The 17,734-nt window shown below is 44.5% G+C and carries 14 protein-coding genes; 8 read left to right on the top strand and 6 right to left on the bottom strand.

Features of this window, described 5'->3' with window-relative positions; translation table 11 throughout:
* The first annotated feature begins 68 nt into the window (after nucleotides 1-68).
* The 6 genes from aspT (at nucleotide 69) to R7H07_RS15785 (ending at nucleotide 7,335) form a co-directional block, all read left to right on the top strand.
* Nucleotides 69-1,784: an aspartate-alanine antiporter gene (gene aspT, locus R7H07_RS15810; RefSeq protein ID WP_206959777.1), complete on the top strand. Its 1,716-nt coding sequence runs from the start codon at nucleotides 69-71 to the stop codon at nucleotides 1,782-1,784.
* Nucleotides 1,785-1,879: 95 nt separating this feature from the next.
* Nucleotides 1,880-3,475: a bifunctional aspartate transaminase/aspartate 4-decarboxylase gene (locus R7H07_RS15805; protein ID WP_206959779.1), complete on the top strand. Its 1,596-nt coding sequence runs from the start codon at nucleotides 1,880-1,882 to the stop codon at nucleotides 3,473-3,475.
* A gap of 125 nt (nucleotides 3,476-3,600) precedes the next feature.
* Nucleotides 3,601-4,458: a pyridoxal kinase PdxY gene (gene pdxY, locus R7H07_RS15800; protein WP_017634572.1), complete on the top strand. Its 858-nt coding sequence runs from the start codon at nucleotides 3,601-3,603 to the stop codon at nucleotides 4,456-4,458.
* 210 nt (nucleotides 4,459-4,668) lie between these two features.
* Complete coding sequence (locus R7H07_RS15795; protein ID WP_206959780.1) at nucleotides 4,669-5,838, top strand: patatin-like phospholipase family protein; 1,170 nt, start codon at nucleotides 4,669-4,671, stop codon at nucleotides 5,836-5,838.
* A gap of 17 nt (nucleotides 5,839-5,855) precedes the next feature.
* Complete coding sequence (locus R7H07_RS15790; RefSeq protein WP_017634570.1) at nucleotides 5,856-6,284, top strand: hypothetical protein; 429 nt, start codon at nucleotides 5,856-5,858, stop codon at nucleotides 6,282-6,284.
* A gap of 142 nt (nucleotides 6,285-6,426) precedes the next feature.
* Complete coding sequence (locus R7H07_RS15785; protein WP_017634569.1) at nucleotides 6,427-7,335, top strand: LysR family transcriptional regulator; 909 nt, start codon at nucleotides 6,427-6,429, stop codon at nucleotides 7,333-7,335.
* 286 nt (nucleotides 7,336-7,621) lie between these two features.
* Here R7H07_RS15785 and R7H07_RS15780 read toward each other — a convergent pair whose 3' ends face one another.
* From R7H07_RS15780 to R7H07_RS15760, 5 genes are all read right to left on the bottom strand, one after another.
* Nucleotides 7,622-8,773 carry an ABC transporter permease gene (locus R7H07_RS15780; protein WP_206959782.1) on the bottom strand — a complete coding sequence of 384 codons (1,152 nt, stop codon included), beginning with the start codon at nucleotides 8,771-8,773 and terminating at the stop codon, nucleotides 7,622-7,624.
* Nucleotides 8,770-9,936, bottom strand: coding sequence for an ABC transporter permease (locus tag R7H07_RS15775; protein ID WP_031778953.1), 1,167 nt, complete (start codon nucleotides 9,934-9,936; stop codon nucleotides 8,770-8,772). The genes R7H07_RS15780 and R7H07_RS15775 overlap by 4 nt, the downstream gene beginning before the upstream one ends.
* A 22-nt stretch (nucleotides 9,937-9,958) precedes the next feature.
* Entirely contained in the window at nucleotides 9,959-10,939 is a 981-nt protein-coding gene (locus R7H07_RS15770) for an HlyD family secretion protein (protein ID WP_005377122.1), read from the bottom strand.
* A 3-nt stretch (nucleotides 10,940-10,942) separates the two neighbouring features.
* Entirely contained in the window at nucleotides 10,943-12,358 is a 1,416-nt protein-coding gene (locus tag R7H07_RS15765) for a TolC family protein (protein WP_206959784.1), read from the bottom strand.
* A 130-nt stretch (nucleotides 12,359-12,488) separates the two neighbouring features.
* Nucleotides 12,489-12,716, bottom strand: coding sequence for a hypothetical protein (locus R7H07_RS15760; RefSeq protein ID WP_005377125.1), 228 nt, complete (start codon nucleotides 12,714-12,716; stop codon nucleotides 12,489-12,491).
* Between the two features lie 476 nt (nucleotides 12,717-13,192).
* Here R7H07_RS15760 and R7H07_RS15755 point away from each other — a divergent pair, with 476 nt between their 5' ends.
* Nucleotides 13,193-14,812 (top strand): sensor histidine kinase, encoded by a 1,620-nt coding sequence (locus tag R7H07_RS15755; RefSeq protein WP_053306993.1) that lies wholly within the window; start codon nucleotides 13,193-13,195, stop codon nucleotides 14,810-14,812.
* On the top strand, nucleotides 14,809-15,495 hold the full coding sequence (locus R7H07_RS15750) for a response regulator (RefSeq protein WP_206959786.1): 687 nt from the start codon (nucleotides 14,809-14,811) through the stop codon (nucleotides 15,493-15,495). Before R7H07_RS15755 ends, R7H07_RS15750 begins: the two co-directional genes overlap by 4 nt.
* Nucleotides 15,496-15,586: 91 nt before the next feature.
* On the opposite strand, the gene R7H07_RS15745 is transcribed toward R7H07_RS15750, so the two are convergent.
* Nucleotides 15,587-17,722: a TonB-dependent siderophore receptor gene (locus tag R7H07_RS15745; protein ID WP_053306995.1), complete on the bottom strand. Its 2,136-nt coding sequence runs from the start codon at nucleotides 17,720-17,722 to the stop codon at nucleotides 15,587-15,589.
* Nucleotides 17,723-17,734 lie beyond the last annotated feature (12 nt).

Raw genomic sequence — 17,734 nt, 5'->3', positions numbered from 1 at the left:
AAATATGAGTGACAGATTATTCGTTAGATTATTTGAGTTTTATATTTATTAATAAGAGTAAAATTGTCATGGAAATTATTTCTAACCTTTTTGACATGGCACCATTTGTTGCTCTCTTTATTACGCTCTCTCTCGGTTATATGGTTGGTAAAATCACCATTGGTCGATTTGTTCTTGGCGGTGTTGCCGGAACATTATTAATGGGTGTAATTATTGGGCAATTTGGTGTTCATATTGATCCCGGCGTAAAAAGCATTTTCTTTGCGCTCTTTATTTACGCGGTAGGGTATCAAGGTGGTGCGCAGTTCTTCAAAGCATTGAACTTTAGAACCATCAACATTCTACTTTCTGCCGTGGTTATGACGGTTTCAGGTCTGTTTTGTGTGTTAGCGGCAGCTTGGATGTTTGATCTAGACAGAGGTACGGCAGCTGGTCTTGCAGCTGGTGGTTTGACTCAATCGGCAATCATCGGTACAGCGGGTGATGCGATCGCACGTCTTGGTGGTGTGACAGAAGAAGCGAAACACCTAATGCAGACCAACGTTGCAGTCGGCTATGCAGTTACGTACATCTTTGGTTCGCTTGGTCCAATTCTTATGGTGACATGGGTATTCCCAACACTGATGAAGTGGGATATCCGAGCAGAAGCGATTGCTCTAGAAGAGAAAAACTCAAATGGTAAGCGCGATCTTGCGCCGGGTGAATTCAACGCAGTAACCGCGCTGGTTACACGAGCATTTAAAGTGAGCAAAGATGGCGGGCTAGCAGGCAAAACCCTAGCTCAGTTAAACCAACACGCTCTAGCTGCTTGTATTGAATTGATTCAACGTGATGGCAAAGTGCAAGAAGTGGACAAATTCACAGCACTGAAAGAAGGGGATGTCATTGTTGTAACAGGTCGCCGTAATGCGGTACATCAGCTGCAAGATGGTTTGGCTGACAACGAGATTGCACTTCCAGAAGGCTATGAAGTTATTGAAGAAAACCGTCAACTGATCGCAGACAACCGCAAACTGATTGGTAAGTCGCTGCAAGAGATTAAAGAGGCTTCGAACCAAGGCTCTATGCGCGGTATTTATGTGACAGACTATATTCGTGAAGGCAACTCAATTGAAATGACGCCGGATCTTGTGGTGAAGAAAAACGACGTCATCCAGCTTACAGGTACCGCAAAAGATATCAATCGCGTTGAGAAAAACATTGGTCAGCGAATGGGCTCAGCAAACGTGACTGACTTAATCGTGCTTGGTATGGGCATGGTGGTGGGCCTATTAATTGGTCTAATCAGTTTTAAGATTGCTGGTATTCCCGTCACTATCGGTTCTGGTGCAGGTTGTTTGATCTCAGGTTTGATCGTCGGTTGGCTACGTAGCCGCAATCCCCACGTTGCTCAGTTCCCAGAAGGTGCGGCGAACTTCATTCGAGATTTCGGTTTGGCAGCATTTGTGGGCATTGTTGGCCTTGAAGCGGGCCCTCAAGCGGTCGACACCATCAAAGAACACGGTATGTCTCTGTTGTTCCTTGGTATGGCTGTGACCATTATTCCTCAGTTTATTTCGTTCTTCTTCTCATACTTTGTATTGAAGATTAAGAACCCAGTTGAAGCACTAGGTTGTGTTACAGGTGGACGCAGTGCAAACCCAGCATTCGCGGCTTTAATGGAAAAAACAGGCAACGCAACGCCAGTATTCTCATTCACCGTGACTTATGCTGTCGCCAATGTACTGCTTACCCTATGGGGTCCAATTATTGTCGGCATTATTACTTTAAACGCAGGCATGTAATTTAAATAAATTCGAACACGCTTATCGCCTAATTAAATAGGCGATAGGGGAAGTATTATCAAAATTTAAGTAAATAATAGATTCAGGTAAATATTATGACTACGCAAAACACAACAATTGATTTTTCAAAATTTGCAGATTTAAGCCCATTTGAATTAAAAGATAAACTAATTGAAGTGGCACAAACTGTTCCTGACCGCGCGTTATTAGATGCTGGTCGTGGTAACCCTAACTTTCTAGCGACGCTACCACGTAAAGCGTTCATTCGTTTGGGTGAATTCGCAGTATTGGAAGCTGAGCGCACTTACTCATACCTAGATGGTGGCTTCGGTGGCATTCCTGATGGTGTGGGCATTGTTGAGCGCTTCGACACGTTTGCAAACGACAATAAGAAAGACCAAGGCGTGCAGTTCCTAGAAAAGTCGTTGAGCTACGCAAAAGACCGTTTGGGTCTAGAGAAGCAAGCTTTCTTGAATGAGCTGGTTAACGCATACCTTGCATGTAACTACCCTGTGCCACCACGTATGTTGACGAACATCGAAACCGTAGTGAAGCAGTACATTGCAGAAGAGATGTACGGCCCAATGCCAATGACAACAGACTTCGATCTGTTTGCAACTGAAGGCGGTACAGCGTCTATGACGTACACCTTCCAAACTATGTTTAACAACGGTTTGTTGAAGAAAGGTGACAAGGTAGCGCTAATCACTCCAATCTTTACGCCGTACCTAGAGATTCCAGAGCTTAGTGAATACGAACTGGAAATCGTTGAGCTACGTCTGGATGAGACAACATGGCAACTGCCTATGTCTGAAATCGAAAAGCTTGCAGATACAGACATCAAACTGCTTTGTGTCGTGAACCCTGCAAACCCAGCGTCTGTGAAGTTCTCGGATGAAACTCTGGATAACCTATCAAACTTCGTGAACAACGAACGTAGCGACCTGCTCATTGTGACTGACGATGTATACGGCACATTTGCGGACGATTTTGTCTCACTGTTCGCGAAACTGCCATACAACACGCTTTGTGTTTACTCGTTCTCTAAGTACTTCGGTGCAACAGGCTGGCGTTTAGGCTCGATTGCGATTCAACACAACAACGTGTTTGACGATGCAATGCGCAGCCTTCCTGAAGCGCGTCAACTTGAGTTGGACGATCGTTACAAAACGCTGACTCCGGAACCTCGTGAGATTAAGTTTATTGACCGTATCGTAGCAGACAGCCGCAGCGTAGCGCTTAACCACACAGCAGGTTTGTCTCTTCCTCAACAAGTTCAAATGGCACTGTTCTCTTTGAACTGCTTGATGGATTCAGAACAAAACTACAAAGAAGCATGTAAACGCATCATCCGCGAGCGTTACAAAACTCTGTACAAAAACATGGGTGTAGAAATTGAAGAAAACAAAGATCGTGTGGACTACTACACACTGCTTGAGCTCGACACTTTGGGCGGCAAATTGTACGGACCAGCCTTTGTTGAATGGTTCAAAGCGAGCGAGAAGGGCAAAGACTTCCTGTTCCGCCTTGCACATGAAACCGGCGTTATCCTACTTCCAGGCCAAGGCTTCGATGTAGTGCACGCATCAGTTCGAGTTTCGTTAGCAAACCTTACTCACCACGAATACGAGCTTATCGGTCGTGCAACACGCAAAGTGTTGGATGAGTACTTTGCTGAGTTCCAAGGCTAATTAATCCAGCCTGATTAAGAATAAGCCTCGGCGTTGTCGAGGCTATTCCGACCAAATAAGCACAGTGCGCGGCATTGTGTTTATTTAGTCGCCAAGCTAACAAACTTACCAATTAAGAGTGACTTATGAAAAGCATTATTTCTATTCAATCTCATGTGGTTTATGGCCACGCAGGAAACAGTTCTGCAGTCTTCCCAATGCAGAGAATGGGCCTCGAAGTCTGGCCAATTCACACGGTTCAGTTTTCAAATCACACTCAGTACCAGCAAGGTTGGACTGGACAGAAGTTTGGGGCAGATGAAATTCATTCTCTAATGAGAGGCTTAGATAACATTGAGAAGTTAGGCGAATGTGGCGCGATACTGTCCGGTTATCAAGGCAGCGCAGAGCAATGTCGAGCGGTGGCCGAAGCGGTAAGTTTAGTCAAATCGCGTAACCATAGTGCACTTTATGTGTGTGACCCAGTTATGGGTGATCCAGACAAAGGTTGCATTGTGGCAGACGGTGTCAAAGAAGCGATAAGCCATAGCTTGTTGCCCATCGCTGATGTGATTGTTCCTAACCAGTTTGAACTGAGCGAGTTAACAGGTGTGAAAATTGGCTCTCTTTATGATGCGGTCACTGCATGTAAAAAAGCCTTAGAGTTAGGACCGAAAATGGTATTGGTGAAACATCTGCATGCTCTAACAGATGACGCCTTCAGTATGATTTTAGCGACGCCGAAAGCAAGCTATTTGGCCCAACGCCCTAGTGTTGAATTTGCTATGCAGCCAGTCGGTGTCGGTGATTTAATTTCTGCGATTTTTACCTCTTGTTTGGTGAAGAAGATGTCTCCTGTCGCAGCCTTTCGTCATACACATAACGCCGTTTACGGTGTATTGGAGATCACCAAAGGCTATGGCACATGGGAGCTACAGACGATCAATGCCCAATACGAATTTGTCGAACCGACGCATGAGTTCAACGTCGTGAAAATTGCTTAGCGCAGTACCTAATTAACGGAGAAGCGTAAAGTTAGCATATAGAAACTTGGCATAATTGCTTTGATGGATAGCATCCTACAATCGCGATTATGGGGTTTAGCCGTGCCTAGCTATAGTAACTCCACACAACGAAACGGACTTCATTTTGACCCAATTAACTTCAAACTGAGTCTCTGGTCATACGCCAGAGAACATTAAATGAGACTGATTATGAATCGTTTAATTTCCTCTGGTGTGACGGTTGCACTTTCGCTGCTGATAGTAGCTTGTAGTTCACCTCATACGCTGGATGTTCGTGTTTCTCAAAGCAACTATAAAGATGTCGAGATCGCGAGTTCGACACCAAATGAGCCACTTCGAATGTGGGCCAATGAAGCGCCGGATTTTCTCTACTCAGCGCACAATCAAACCACACCGATCAAAGTAGAGGGTGAACAGCTCAATATTTTGGCCTTATCGGGTGGTGGCGTAAACGGCGCATACGGGGCCGGCGTTTTGATGGGGCTACAGGAAAAGGGGGAGCTAAAAGATTATGCCATCATTACTGGAGTCAGTGCTGGTGCCCTAATCGCTCCTTTTGTTTTCATTGGCGGTGATGCGATGCCAAAGATGAAAGAAGTCATGCTCAACATCAATGATAAGAATATTTTGGGTAAGAAGAACTTCTTAAATACCCTGTTTAAGGACGCGTTTACCGATGGTGAGAACCTCTATGATTTCATCGCAGACGCTTACCCTGAGCCCATGATCGAGGTGATGGCGCAGCAACACCGCAATGGTAAACGCCTCTTTATTGGCAGTACCCATTTTGATTCAGGCGAACTGGTGATTTGGAATATTGGTGCGATTGCGAACAGTGATTTAGCGGACAAATCTGAACTTATTTACAAGGTGCTTGCTGCGAGCGCATCGATCCCTGGTGTTTTCCCTCCACAATTTATCGATGTTGAACATGATGGAGAAACACTTGAGGAGTTACACGTAGATGGCGGTCTCGCAGCGCAGGTGTTCTTTAATCCGTCTAACTTCAACTATCAACAAATCTCAGATGCTTTGGGGTTAGAAAAAGCGCCTCAGTTGGATGTGATTCGCAATGGTGCGTTAAAAGCGCCGTATCGTCCACTAAAAGACAAAGGTTTGGACTTGGTATCGAAAAGTGTCTCAAGCCTTACGCTAGCGCAAACTCGTGGTGATCTCTATCGAATGAAATACATCAGTGAAATCAACGATATCGAGATGCAGTTTACCTACATTGACCAAGATTTCAGATACGCCAAAGTAACGAAAGATATGTTCGATCACCGCTACTTGCTGACGATTTACGAATATGGATTCAAAAAAGCCACCCAAGGGCAACTTTGGGTAACTGAACTCCCTTAATACAGGAAAACGATACAATGAAAAAAGCCGTTCTTACACTCATGATGCTTACCGCTTCCGCGACTGCATTCGCCCAAAGTGGAGCCCATCTTGACCAGCAAAAAGTGGATAGTGATATGCAGCAACTGTCTGCAATCAAAGAAGAAGGTGCAGCCTTTATCATGATTGACGAGAACTCGAGTTACGTGGCGGTCGAGTTCGTGGGAAAGTGGGAAGAGATCAACAACTATGTGTCACACAAAGAAGCGAAAAAACGTAAATTGGAAAAAGTGAACAAGCAGTTCGTGTACTCTCAGGTCGGTGAAACGTTGGAGTCACTTGAGCAAAAAGTCGTTGACCACATTTACGCTGATCAACCTAAATATTTCAGTGTCGATGTCTACCGCGATTACCATGGTGACTCAGGAGAATTCAACTATTTGGCTCGTGTCGTTGAGTACAACTAAGTTAGAGAAAACCTACTGAAGCTAGTAGGTTTTTTTGTGTCGTCGAGAAGGAATTCAAACGCAGATTGTTTCCGTTACCAAGTAGCAATTCTACGATCTTGTGGTAATTTAATTAGATAACTCTAAAAAGTAAGCACAACCTATGAATTTTAGTTTTGAACAACTTCTCGCGTTCGTAACCGTTTATGAACAGCTTTCGTTTAGTAAGGCGGCGGTCAAACTCAATAAGCACCGAACCACAATAGGGCAGGTGATTACCAATCTTGAAGACCAACTGGCGGTCAACCTGTTTGAGCGAGTGGGGCGCTCGGTAGAACCGACAGAAGATGGTCATCTTCTTTACCACTATGCTAAGCAAACCATCGAACAAGCACGTACTTTCGATAAAGTCGCATTAAGTCTGGCTTACGGTGGGTTAGAGAATGTTAGTATCGCCTATTCAAGCGCTATACCACACCGTTTTCTTGTATTGCTTCGTATTCAATTAGCAGCAGATTTTCCGATGATGCGAGTTAACTTTCTTGTTCGTAATCGCAACGAAATTAAAGAGGGTTTACAGAATGGTGATTATCAATTCGGTATTGTCAATGTGCATGATAGTCGAGCAATACATAGTCTGGATGCGACGTTTTTAGGTCATTTTGAATTTGTTCCTTTCGTCCAGAAAGGTGGTGAACTCGCTTCTATGGCACCAGATCGAGTATTGACAGCCTTGAGGAATAGTAAACAATTTGTACTGCGGTCTCTTATTGAAGAGGGAATGGGCGAAAAAGTCATCGTAAGTTCGAACCATGAAGAGGTCGACCAATTGGCCCTTGTAGTGAAAATGGTTGAAGCAGGTTTAGGATGGGCGATTCTCCCCAGAACGTTTGCCCATTCGGAGTTTTCTAATAATCATATAGAGCCAGTGGAAGCTTCTGAATTATTGGAAGGTTTTAAGTTTGGTTTTGGCCTATGGTGCCAACCCTCTAAGCAAGTCGGTGATGTAAAAAATTCAATCATGAAGGTCGTTACAGAATACCGAGAGAAAATAATCCGTGATATGACTTAGCGGCGACATGTATCCTGCTCATCCCTATCAACAACAAGACTCAATGTGAGTCTTGTTTTTTTGTGTCTGAAAAACGTTATCTTTCTAGCGAAGACTAATGTCTATTGGAAGGATATGACCCTCTATATGAGAGTATGGAATCCATACTTTTTGGCTTAATCTAATCTCGCTCAATGGGTAAGCCCAGAGCAAAAAGTGTTTTTACCATATGTCCGCTGCAAGGACGCAGATTTTCAGCCGGGTTTAGTTACCCGGCTTTTTTTATAGTAATAGAAAATGTCAGCTGTCACCCCAAGCTCTCTGTTACAACTGGCTTGTTACTTCGCTTAGCAATCCAGTACGCAACGCTACCCCAAAGCACAGTGAGTGCCCAAAGTGCCGTCCAATGTAGAGCGACTTGTTGCCAGGTTGCCCCCATTTGGTTTAGCGCTAAGAAAGCTTTTATCGCCCAAGTGCTTGGGCTTAAATCAGCAATCCATAGTAAGGGAGTAGGTATGGCTTCAATCGGCCAAATAAAACCAGCCAAGAAAATGAGCGGCATAGAGCTCACTAAGACGACTAAGGTGACAAGTTCACGCCGAGGTAATAAGTAACCTAGCCAGAAGCCTAGTCCGCAACAACCTAAAAAGAACGGGAACAACATAGCCAGCAATTCGCCCGCATTGGCGATATGGTTTACGTTTAAACGTTCGAAGCTAAAACCAAAATAATAGGCGCCGAGTAAATAATAAATTGCCACAAATACTAACGTTCTCACAAGCAGCAGCGATCCCGTTGATACTTGTGACCAATAGCCACGACCATGACGCTGTGTTCCCGTTTGTAATCCAACCGCCATGATCAACGTTTGTTGTAAAATCAGAACAAATACTGCCGGCACTACGTATTCGATGTAACCCATGGTTGGGTTGAACGTTGGTTTCATATTAAGCTTAATAGCAGAGTAATTATGGCTAGCCATACTCATGGGCACACCATCTATCACCATTTTACTGACTTTCACTTGGGCCCCTAATGTGCCTCCAGCTTGGGCCAATCCTTCTACCACGGTTCCGTACACGAGAAAATACGAGGCGTCCGCAGCGTAGACCAGAGTCGGGCTTTTACCTAGCATTAGGTCTTTGTAAAAGTGTTCTGGTATGACTAAAAAACCGGTGATCTCTCGTTGTAAAAATGCTTGCTTTGCATCGGCAATCGTATGAAGTCGAGTGACTACGTTGACTTGCGGAGTGGCATCAACCATACGTTCTAGCTTTAAACTCGTCTGACTACCATCTAGATTAACAATCGCGATTGGTTGTTCACGAGGCGTTTGTTGTGCATAAGGCAAAGGGTATAAAAACGAGTAAAATACGACACCACCAAACACGGTCAACGTAACGACTGGATTGGTTAGAACGGCCTTAAGTTCCGCTTTAATCAGTTGCCACAATGTCATACCGCCTCCTTCGCTTGGCGTGTTGATGAAGCTGTTCGATGTTTACCCATCAAGGCTGCGGTAATGAGCAGGGGCACAACGTAACCAATCATAGGCCATAGCGAGCTTAAAGATTGTGCGGCCGATGCTCCATAGCTTGCTTGACTCACTTGTACTTCAATGTAATGGGTAATCGGCAATAATGAACGCCATGCATAAGCGAGCGTGTTCATGTCAGAAACTGGGAATGTAATTCCCATGAACGCGAAGCTTGGAGCCGTAAATGCGCCAGCAAAACTCATCGCACGTGCAGGATCCATCGACAAGAAGAAGAACAACGCTCCCATAATGATACAGGCGATAACCGTCGCCAATTGTGCTAATAGCATAACCACAAAACTGCCTTCCATTGGCCAATCAAGCACGGAATAAAACCAGTACAAGAACAACGCACCTTGCGCCATAAAGACCGGAATGTACTGACTTAATAGGGTAGTGAGCCTGGCGTATGGCTTTTCGCCCAAAAATGCAAAGCTATTCTTTCCACCATAAATGCGAAAGTGCGCGGCAAGAATCAAAATAGTGCTTACTACAATACATATTTGCCAAATGGCTGGCACGATAGCCGTTACCAAAAATTGTGCGTAGTTATTGTTACGGTTAAATAATGCGGTTATTTGTGTCGACACGGGTACAGCCTGTCCAGCCGCTGCTAACGTTGTGGTGTTACCCTTAGCCAAGTTGCCCATTACTTCAACCTGAGCGTCGAAATAGCCTTGTGCTTGCGCAACGGCAGAGTTGATCAGTTTCGCTACCAAAATGTACTGACTGTTGTAAAAGACAGAAAGTTGAGGTTGGCGGTGCTGGAGAATATCTTGGTCGAACTTAGATGGGATGACCGCGTAAGCGTAGATATCGCCTTCAATCATCGCATTTTTTGCTTCGCTTGCACTGGCGTAATGATAGTTAACAGCCAGACTCGACGACGCATCCAAAGATTGAATGAGCTTTCGAGAAAGTTGGGAATGTTGTAGATCAACCACACCGATTGGCAGATCCCGGGCAATGCCCGCAGAGAACACTCCCCAAATCATCAGCGCGAGCAAAATCGGTATCCAAGTAAGGCACGAAAGCAACCACTTGTCTCGTCGTAAGATATGCCGCTGTGAAATCTTAATCGTCATAGCATTAACCTAGTGGTTGTGATTAAAGTTCAACGACAACACTCATTCCCATACGCAGTTCAGGTTCGGGTTGAGCTGGACGAGCTTCTACTTCAAAGGTACGAAGATCAAAACCTTGAGAAGCATCGGTTGCTCTCCACGTTGCAAAGTCACCCATAACGGCAACATGCGTTACTTTGAACTCAACATTTTTGTTTAAGGCAGGCAAATAGGCATCAAAGGTTGCTCCTTTTTTAAAGTGTTGAAGGTAATCTTCACGCACATTAAGTGTCGCCCAGGCATCTTCTGTATCTATCACAGTAACAACCGGGAAGCCCTGAGGTGCTAATTCACCACTTTGAAGTAGAACTTGAGAGACTTCGCCGTCAAACCAGCTGTAGATCTGAGTATCTTTCGCGTACGCTTCTACTTCGGCTACGGCACCTGATGCCATGCGCGCTTTTTCCGCCGCAGCCACTTTGGTTTCACTTCTAGCGCCTTCTTTTGCCATTTCGTACATTTGAAACGCGGCACTTTCTGTGTATTTCGCTGCTTGCCACTGAGTTAAAGCTTCATCGCGTTTTTGTTCTGCAACCACGCCATCGTTATAAAGGTTATTCACACGATTGTAGGTTTTTTCCATTAAATTCGCAGCGGCTTTGGCTTTCATCCACTGATCTTTTGCTGCTTGGATTTGTTGCTCACGTGCGCCTTTCTCAGCTTCTTGAGCTAAGGCGTCCGCCGCTTTTTCACCTGCTTTTGCTTGTTCTAACTTCGCTTCAATTTCAGGACTATGAAGGGTAAAAATAAGCTGACCTTTCTCTACATCGTCGCCTTTACGTACCATGACCTCATCAATACGCCCTGGGACTTTTGAGGAAATGCTGTATTGCTGGGCTTCAATTAATCCCTGTAAGCGGATCGGTTCCGGTTGATAGGCTTGGTAAAATTGATACCCAACCCAAGAGGCAACACCCAAAGCACAAAGTGAGAGTAAAACGGGTTTTAGTGATTTAGCTGCCATGATTTATTTCACCTCTTTGGATGTTGAAGCAGGGATATAAGCGGTATTTTGATATTGTTCGAAGCTGTTCATTTCACTGCTCAATGCGAGTAGCTTGGTTAAAGATATTAAATAGCGGAAACGCGCCTCTGAACGGTGTGTTTCTATACTCGCGACATAAAGTTGTGCATCCACAACATCCAGAGAAGACGACAGACCCTGAGTAAATGCTTTTTCACGCAAGCGCAGGTTTTCGTTAGCGAGTTCAATGCTAGATGCGAGCCCTTGTACTTCATCAATGGCTTGCTGAGCCTCCAAGTATGTCTTTTGGACTAACAGCGATAAGTCTTGTTTGGCTTGGGACTTTAATGAGTCGACCTGCGAGACGACGCTTTGAGCGGCTTTGACTTTTTCGCTTCGCCCTGATGATTCAATCAGTGGAATGCTGACACCAACACCAACTAACCAGTCAGGCTTCATTTGGCTTGCGAGAGAATCGTCTTCATACAAGCTGTAGTCGCCGTAAAGATAAACTTCAGGGTAGTATTTCCCTTTTTCTGCTTTGATTAAGCTAGAGGCTTGTTTGTGTTTAGCGCTCAGAAGTTCTAACCCCGGATAGGTAAGCAGCGTTTGATCGACAAAAGCGCTAAGAGGGGGAAGACTGTCGTTGATAAACAAAGATTCAGCGGGCTCTACGGCATCATCTTGCGCGAGTAATTTACCTAATGCAGCCTGAGCGATACTCAAATCGCTGGCTGCTTTACGTGTTTCTACAGATGCTTTATCTAAAGAAGCCTCGGCTTGCAGGCGCTCAACGTGCGCGATTTGTCCTTGCTCTTCAAGCTTAATGGCAAAATCTCGATGCTTTTTTAGCCCAGCTTCAACCGCTTGCCGCGTTGCGAGTACTTCCTTTGCCAGTACGACAGAAAAGTAGTACTTCGATAAATCTTCAAAACGCGCTTGTTGTTCCATTAAAAGCTGACTTTTCGCCTCATCCGTTTTGCCTTCTGCTGCTGATTGAGCCGCAGAAATTCTACCACCAGTAAAAATTGGCCAAATGGCACGAATAGACGAAGAGAAAATATCGCGCTCGGTTATGGTCGAAGTGGTATTAGCTAAGGCACCAAAAATAGGCTGAAAAGCAGGAGGTACGTTAATGTGTGCTCCTGTGCTGTCTAGAATCTGTTTTCCCGAAAGCGTGATATCGGTATCTAAACGCGTGTAATTCGCGCCAATGGTAACTTGAGGTAAGTTGAGATTGCTGGTGGCACTCTCTTGGTATTGGTAGTTCTCGACGTTTGAGCGTTGAGCTTTAAGAGAATAGTTGTTTTCTAGCAATAGCTGCCATGCGGTATCAAAAGTGATCGGTGCCGCATGACAGGCAAGGGAAATCGAGCTGCTAAGTAAGCCCAGTATCCAAACCTTTCCTGTTTTTTTCATAATGGCTGCTTTGTCGTAGAGTATTAGCTCTAATATAAAGGATTCGTAACTGCGTGTTAAGTAGGAGGGAAAATTGGGCAGTAGTATGCGCCCAGTTATATTTGTGCTGGGCGCGGGAGATGTTACAAATTTATTTCGTATATGGACAGTGAAACTCCGCTCTCCACTCGAGCTGACGAGAACCTCGCATCGTATTCAATAGATCTTTTCCACTCATTTGAGGGAACGATAACAGGACTTTTAGATCAGAAGTACCGCCTCCGTTTTTTTCATAAGCCCTGACGTGTGTAAATGTTGAATACATATTCTCTGACAGCATCGCCTTATTCAGGCATATTCCAAAGGTATCGCGTTCCATGTTTGGTGTTCCTTCTAACTATAAATGCACCTCTGTTTATAGTTTTCCAGTTTTCAGATGGTGTCTAAGTGTTTGTCATATAGTCAGTATTTGTGTTTTGTTTTATTTGTGTCCAAATCACTGACATCAATGTTGAGCTTTTAATAGACTTCCAGCTTCACTGCTTTCAAACCGAAACTCTCATTGGTTTCGTTGATTAAAAATTATACGTTGTAAAGTCTAAAAACGCCTCAAAAACCGCTAAAATCGATGTGATCGCGATCATGATTTTAAGGGCAATTTATGTATGGAATTGAGTATCAGAGAGGAATGCTAAATTTGGTGAATGGTTGTAATTTTATGTTTCAGCTCGTCGATTAATTAACCGTAAACTCTGCGGTTTGTTTGCCTTCCTCACAGATTTATCACCGCGACAACGTCATGCTGTTAACTGAGTGTTAACGTTACGCTCAAGAGTGAATCACAAGGATGTATCAATGAGTTGGAAAACCATCAGCTTTCGTAAGCGGATGCTCATTATCATGACGCTATCGGGGTTGATAGAGCTGTTATTGCTTGTCGCCGCGGGGTTCACTTATCTCAAAATCAATCAAGAGCAAGAAATGGGAGAAAAAGCACTGGGTGTTGCCCGTTTTTTAGCGGACTCAGCGGTTGTTCGTGAAATGATCGAAACCCAAAACCCCCAGCCATACCAACTTCGCTTTAGAGAATTAACCGAAGCCATAGGTGCTGCATTCATCGTTATTGGCGACCATAAGGGAGTACGCTTAATCCACCCTGTTGATGAGCGGTTGGGCAAGCCAATGAGAGGTGGCGACAATCGTCGAGCGCTAGAACAGGGGTTGTCTTATGTTTCGACGGCACAGGGCTCGTTAGGTTATTCAGTTCGTGGTAAAGCTGCGATTTTTGACGAGCAAGGGAACATCATTGGTGTGGTTTCGGTTGGCTATTTGCTCGACCGACTGCAAGACCGCATCGAACCATTTTTGGCCTTTTTGATTTTAATGGTCATCGTAGTTGTCGTCGCTAATGCCATTGTATCCAATTATGCGTCGAGAAAGTTTCAGCGCGCCATTTTAGGCTTTGAGCCTGAAGAGATAGGGCGATTGTACGGCGAATTAGAAGTGACGATGAGCACCATCAAAGAGGGCGTGTTAAGCATTGATGCCCAAGGGATACTTCGCTCGATAAATCGTAGTGCCTGCCAGATTCTCGGTATTGATAGAGAATCAGCGCTCAATAAACCTTTGACTGACACGCTGCGTGATAGCGATCTATATACAGTATTAGAAAGCGGGCAGGAAGATCATGATATTGAAATATTCCTTAATCATAAGCGCCTGATTGCAAATCGCTCTCCAATTTATGTTGATGGAAAAATCGTGGGGGCGGTATCGAGTTTCCGTTTAAGGGATGAAATTAATGATCTAACCGAGCAGCTATCACAAACCAAGGAATATGCAGATTTGTTACGTTCGCAAACCCATGAGCATCGAAATAAGCTCAACACCATTAGTGGGCTAGTACAAATGGGTGAACTTGATGCGGTGCAAAAGTTAATTGGACAAGAAACCGCACACTATCAGGCAATGATTGAGTTTTTAAGAGATACCGTTAAAGACCCGCTAATTGCAGGTATGTTGCTTGGAAAAACTGAACGTGCTCGCGAGTTAGGCTTACAACTGGTGGTTGAGGAAGGCAGTCGTCTGGAGCCCCTGCCTGAGTGGCTAAATTCGGAAGACCTAGTCACAATTTTGGGTAATTTGATTGATAACGCTTTCGATGCCACGTTAACTTCAATTCGCGATGAATCAAATGTTGCGTCAGAACGCAGAAACATTGATGTGTCCGTTAGCGATTACGGAAATGAAGTGATACTTGAGGTGATAGATCATGGCTGTGGCCTCCCAAAAACAATGGATCCACAAACATTATTTACAAAAGGCGTTTCGACGAAATCTCGTCAAAATCGAGGTGTTGGGTTACACCTTGTCAATCAGCTTGCTACTCGATATCACGGCCATGTTGAGATGATACCCAATACAAATTATGGGACAAGAATAACGGTGTACTTACCCAAGGAAGAACAATTATGAGTATGGCGACTCGCGTAATGATCATTGAAGATGATCTGGCTATTGCTGAGCTGCACCACAAATACTTAAGCCAACTGGCAGGTTTGGAAGTGGTTGGAATTGCGACCACGAGAATGGAAGCGGAAATGCAACTCGACATTCTTAAGCCGGATTTACTATTGATGGATGTCTATCTTCCCGATGGCACAGGGCTTGAGATACTAAATACACTGCGTGCAAGTAACCAAACGTGTGATGTCATTTTGATTACAGCCGCAAGGGATGTCGATACATTACAACAGGCGATGAGGGGTGGCGTTGTCGATTACCTGTTAAAACCCGTGATGTTTCCACGCTTAGATGCCGCACTGAAAAAGTATGTGTCCCAACGCCAACAACTAGACATCGTGGAGAGTTTGGATCAGAACCTCGTTGATAAAATGCTGCAGTCTCATGCCAATCAAGACAACTTGCCGAACCGATTACCAAAAGGGATTGATGGTGTAACGCTAGACAAGATCAGGGAGTTGTTCCCAAATGGCAGTGCGCTGACCGCTGATGAGGCAGGTGAAAAAATCGGAGTGAGCCGAACAACGGCAAGGCGCTATTTGGAGTATCTGATCAGCACTGGTGAACTAGAGGCTGATTTAAACTATGGCTCTGTTGGTAGGCCGGAAAGGTGCTATAAAAAAGTGACACGGTAGCGTTTATATTGATGCTCTATGCAAAATAAAAAGCGATGGCTTGTTGTAGAAACCATCGCTTTACAAATTACTGCTGTTCTGTTCTAAGAGGTTAGAAGTTGTATTCTAACTTCGCTTCGATAGAGCGCTCAGCGCCAAACCAACAGTTATTTTTGTCGTAACAAGAATAGTATTCTTTATCGAATAGATTGCTTGCAGAAAGCGTGACGCTAGCCCCTTTCATTGATTCAGATACCGTTGAGAAATCGTAACTTGCTGCCAAATCAAACAAGGTGTAGTCCGGTACTTTTTGACTATTCTGTGCATCAATTTGTGCTTCCCCGACATAGCGAACGCCAGCACTGGTACGAAGGCCTGAAAGATTTCCTTCAAAGAAGTAATTGGCCCATAGAGAGGCCGTTTGCTCAGGTACCCAAACCGGCGTTTTACCTTCTTGGTTGTAATAACTGTCCTCGGTAATCTCCATATCGGTATATGTATAGCCTAGAGTGAAATCAGCTTGTGCTGTGGCTTGCCATTTTGCCTCAAGTTCAATACCTTGTGATACCACTTCGCCCGCTTGATAGTTCGGTGCATATGGATTATTCGGATCGGTCAAGATCGCGTTTTTCTTCGTAATATGGAAGAGTGCTAAGTTACCTGAGATATCACCAGATAATGGTGCGTATTTAAAGCCTAACTCCCATTGATGACCGGTTGATGGCTCAAATGCTTTACCAGAAGAGTCGGCACCCGCAATTGGCTCGAAACTTTCCGAGTAAGTAAGGTATGGCGAGAGACCAAAGTCTAGCTCATACAAACCACCGACTCGGAAAGATACGTTGGTATCGTCTAACTCTTCCTTGCTCTTGGATACTGTTCCTAGATAATCGCTAACGGCGTCTGTATTTGAATCGTATTTATCCCAACGAAGACCTGCAATCATTACAAGTTGGTCGTAACGAACTTGATCTTGGAAATAAACGCCAATCTGCTTCGTTTTGATATCCAAGTTTTGTTTGTATTGGAAATTCAGTGCATTACGATCAATGCTGTTGTGGTCAGGATTAAAAATGTCCTGAGTTAGCGAATACCCAAGCGTGTCTTTGTATTTTACATCTGAATCTAGATACTGATAATCAAGCCCGAATAATAAGTTATGTTCAAAATTTCCTGTTTTAACGTAGCCAGATAGTTGGTTGTCAATCACAAAGGATTTGGACTTTTCATCGGTTAAATAGGCATTTCGACCAACGGTACGGTTATCCGCTTCAAGTGCACCGTTATATGTGTTTTCCTGATAGGCATCGGCGGTCATGTAGCGGGCATTCTGTAGAAATTGCCAATTGTTGTTAAAGTCGTGTTGGACTTTGTAACCCATCATCAGAACTTCGCGTTCGTAAGTGTTCCAGTCCTCATCCCCCAAATAGGTGCTTGGTGACATCGAGCCAAGTGGGTTTTTAATCACTGAGCCAGACGCAGGCACAGTCGTGTAGATACCTGCTGATGGATCATTTTGATAGTAAACATTCACGTTCACTAATGTGCTTTCTGTCGCTTGCCAATTGAAAGATGGGGCGAGTACATAACGTTCATCTTCAGACGTATCGGCTTGACCATCTCGCTGTTTTGCCAGGCCGACGATACGGTAATCCACATTAGAATCACCAATTTGTCCTGTGGTGTCGAACGTTAGTTCTTTTAGGCTGTTAGTCCCAGTACTAATCGAGACAGAGTGCGAGGGTGTTGACTGAGGCGCCTTGGCGATAATGTTGACCATACCTCCTGGTGGAATATTGCCGTAAAGAACAGACGTTGGCCCTTTAAAAACCTCGATTTGCTCAAGAGCAACGGAATCGACCTGCGGTTGAAGGTTCCAACCGTTGTACAGCAAAGGAAGACCATCATAAAAGTTGGTGTAGTTAATAAAACCACGAATATTGAATAGGTCAAGTCGGGAAACGGCACCGCCACGCAATTCTGTATTTACGCCAGGCGCATAACGCAATGCTTCGCTCACCGAGTTTACGCCGCGTAGGTCCATGTCATCTTTAGTGATTACCGTGATCGCTTGCGGTGTTTCCTCCGGTTCTAAAACGGTTTTAGTTGCGGTGTTTCGGTATGTTTCTCCTAGCACCGTAATCGTTTCGTGTTGGGATACGCTCTCAGTCGCATTGGCGTGGCCAGCGAGCAATGCGGATACGACGATAGCAACCGCTGAACGATGAAATCGAATTGGACTTTCCATATTTATAAATTC

The organism is Vibrio sp. Vb1127 (assembly GCF_033338735.1).
Taxonomy (GTDB): Bacteria; Pseudomonadota; Gammaproteobacteria; order Enterobacterales; family Vibrionaceae; genus Vibrio; species Vibrio alginolyticus.
Note: the sequence above shows the minus strand (reverse complement) of the source record. Positions and strands in the feature narration are given on the sequence as shown.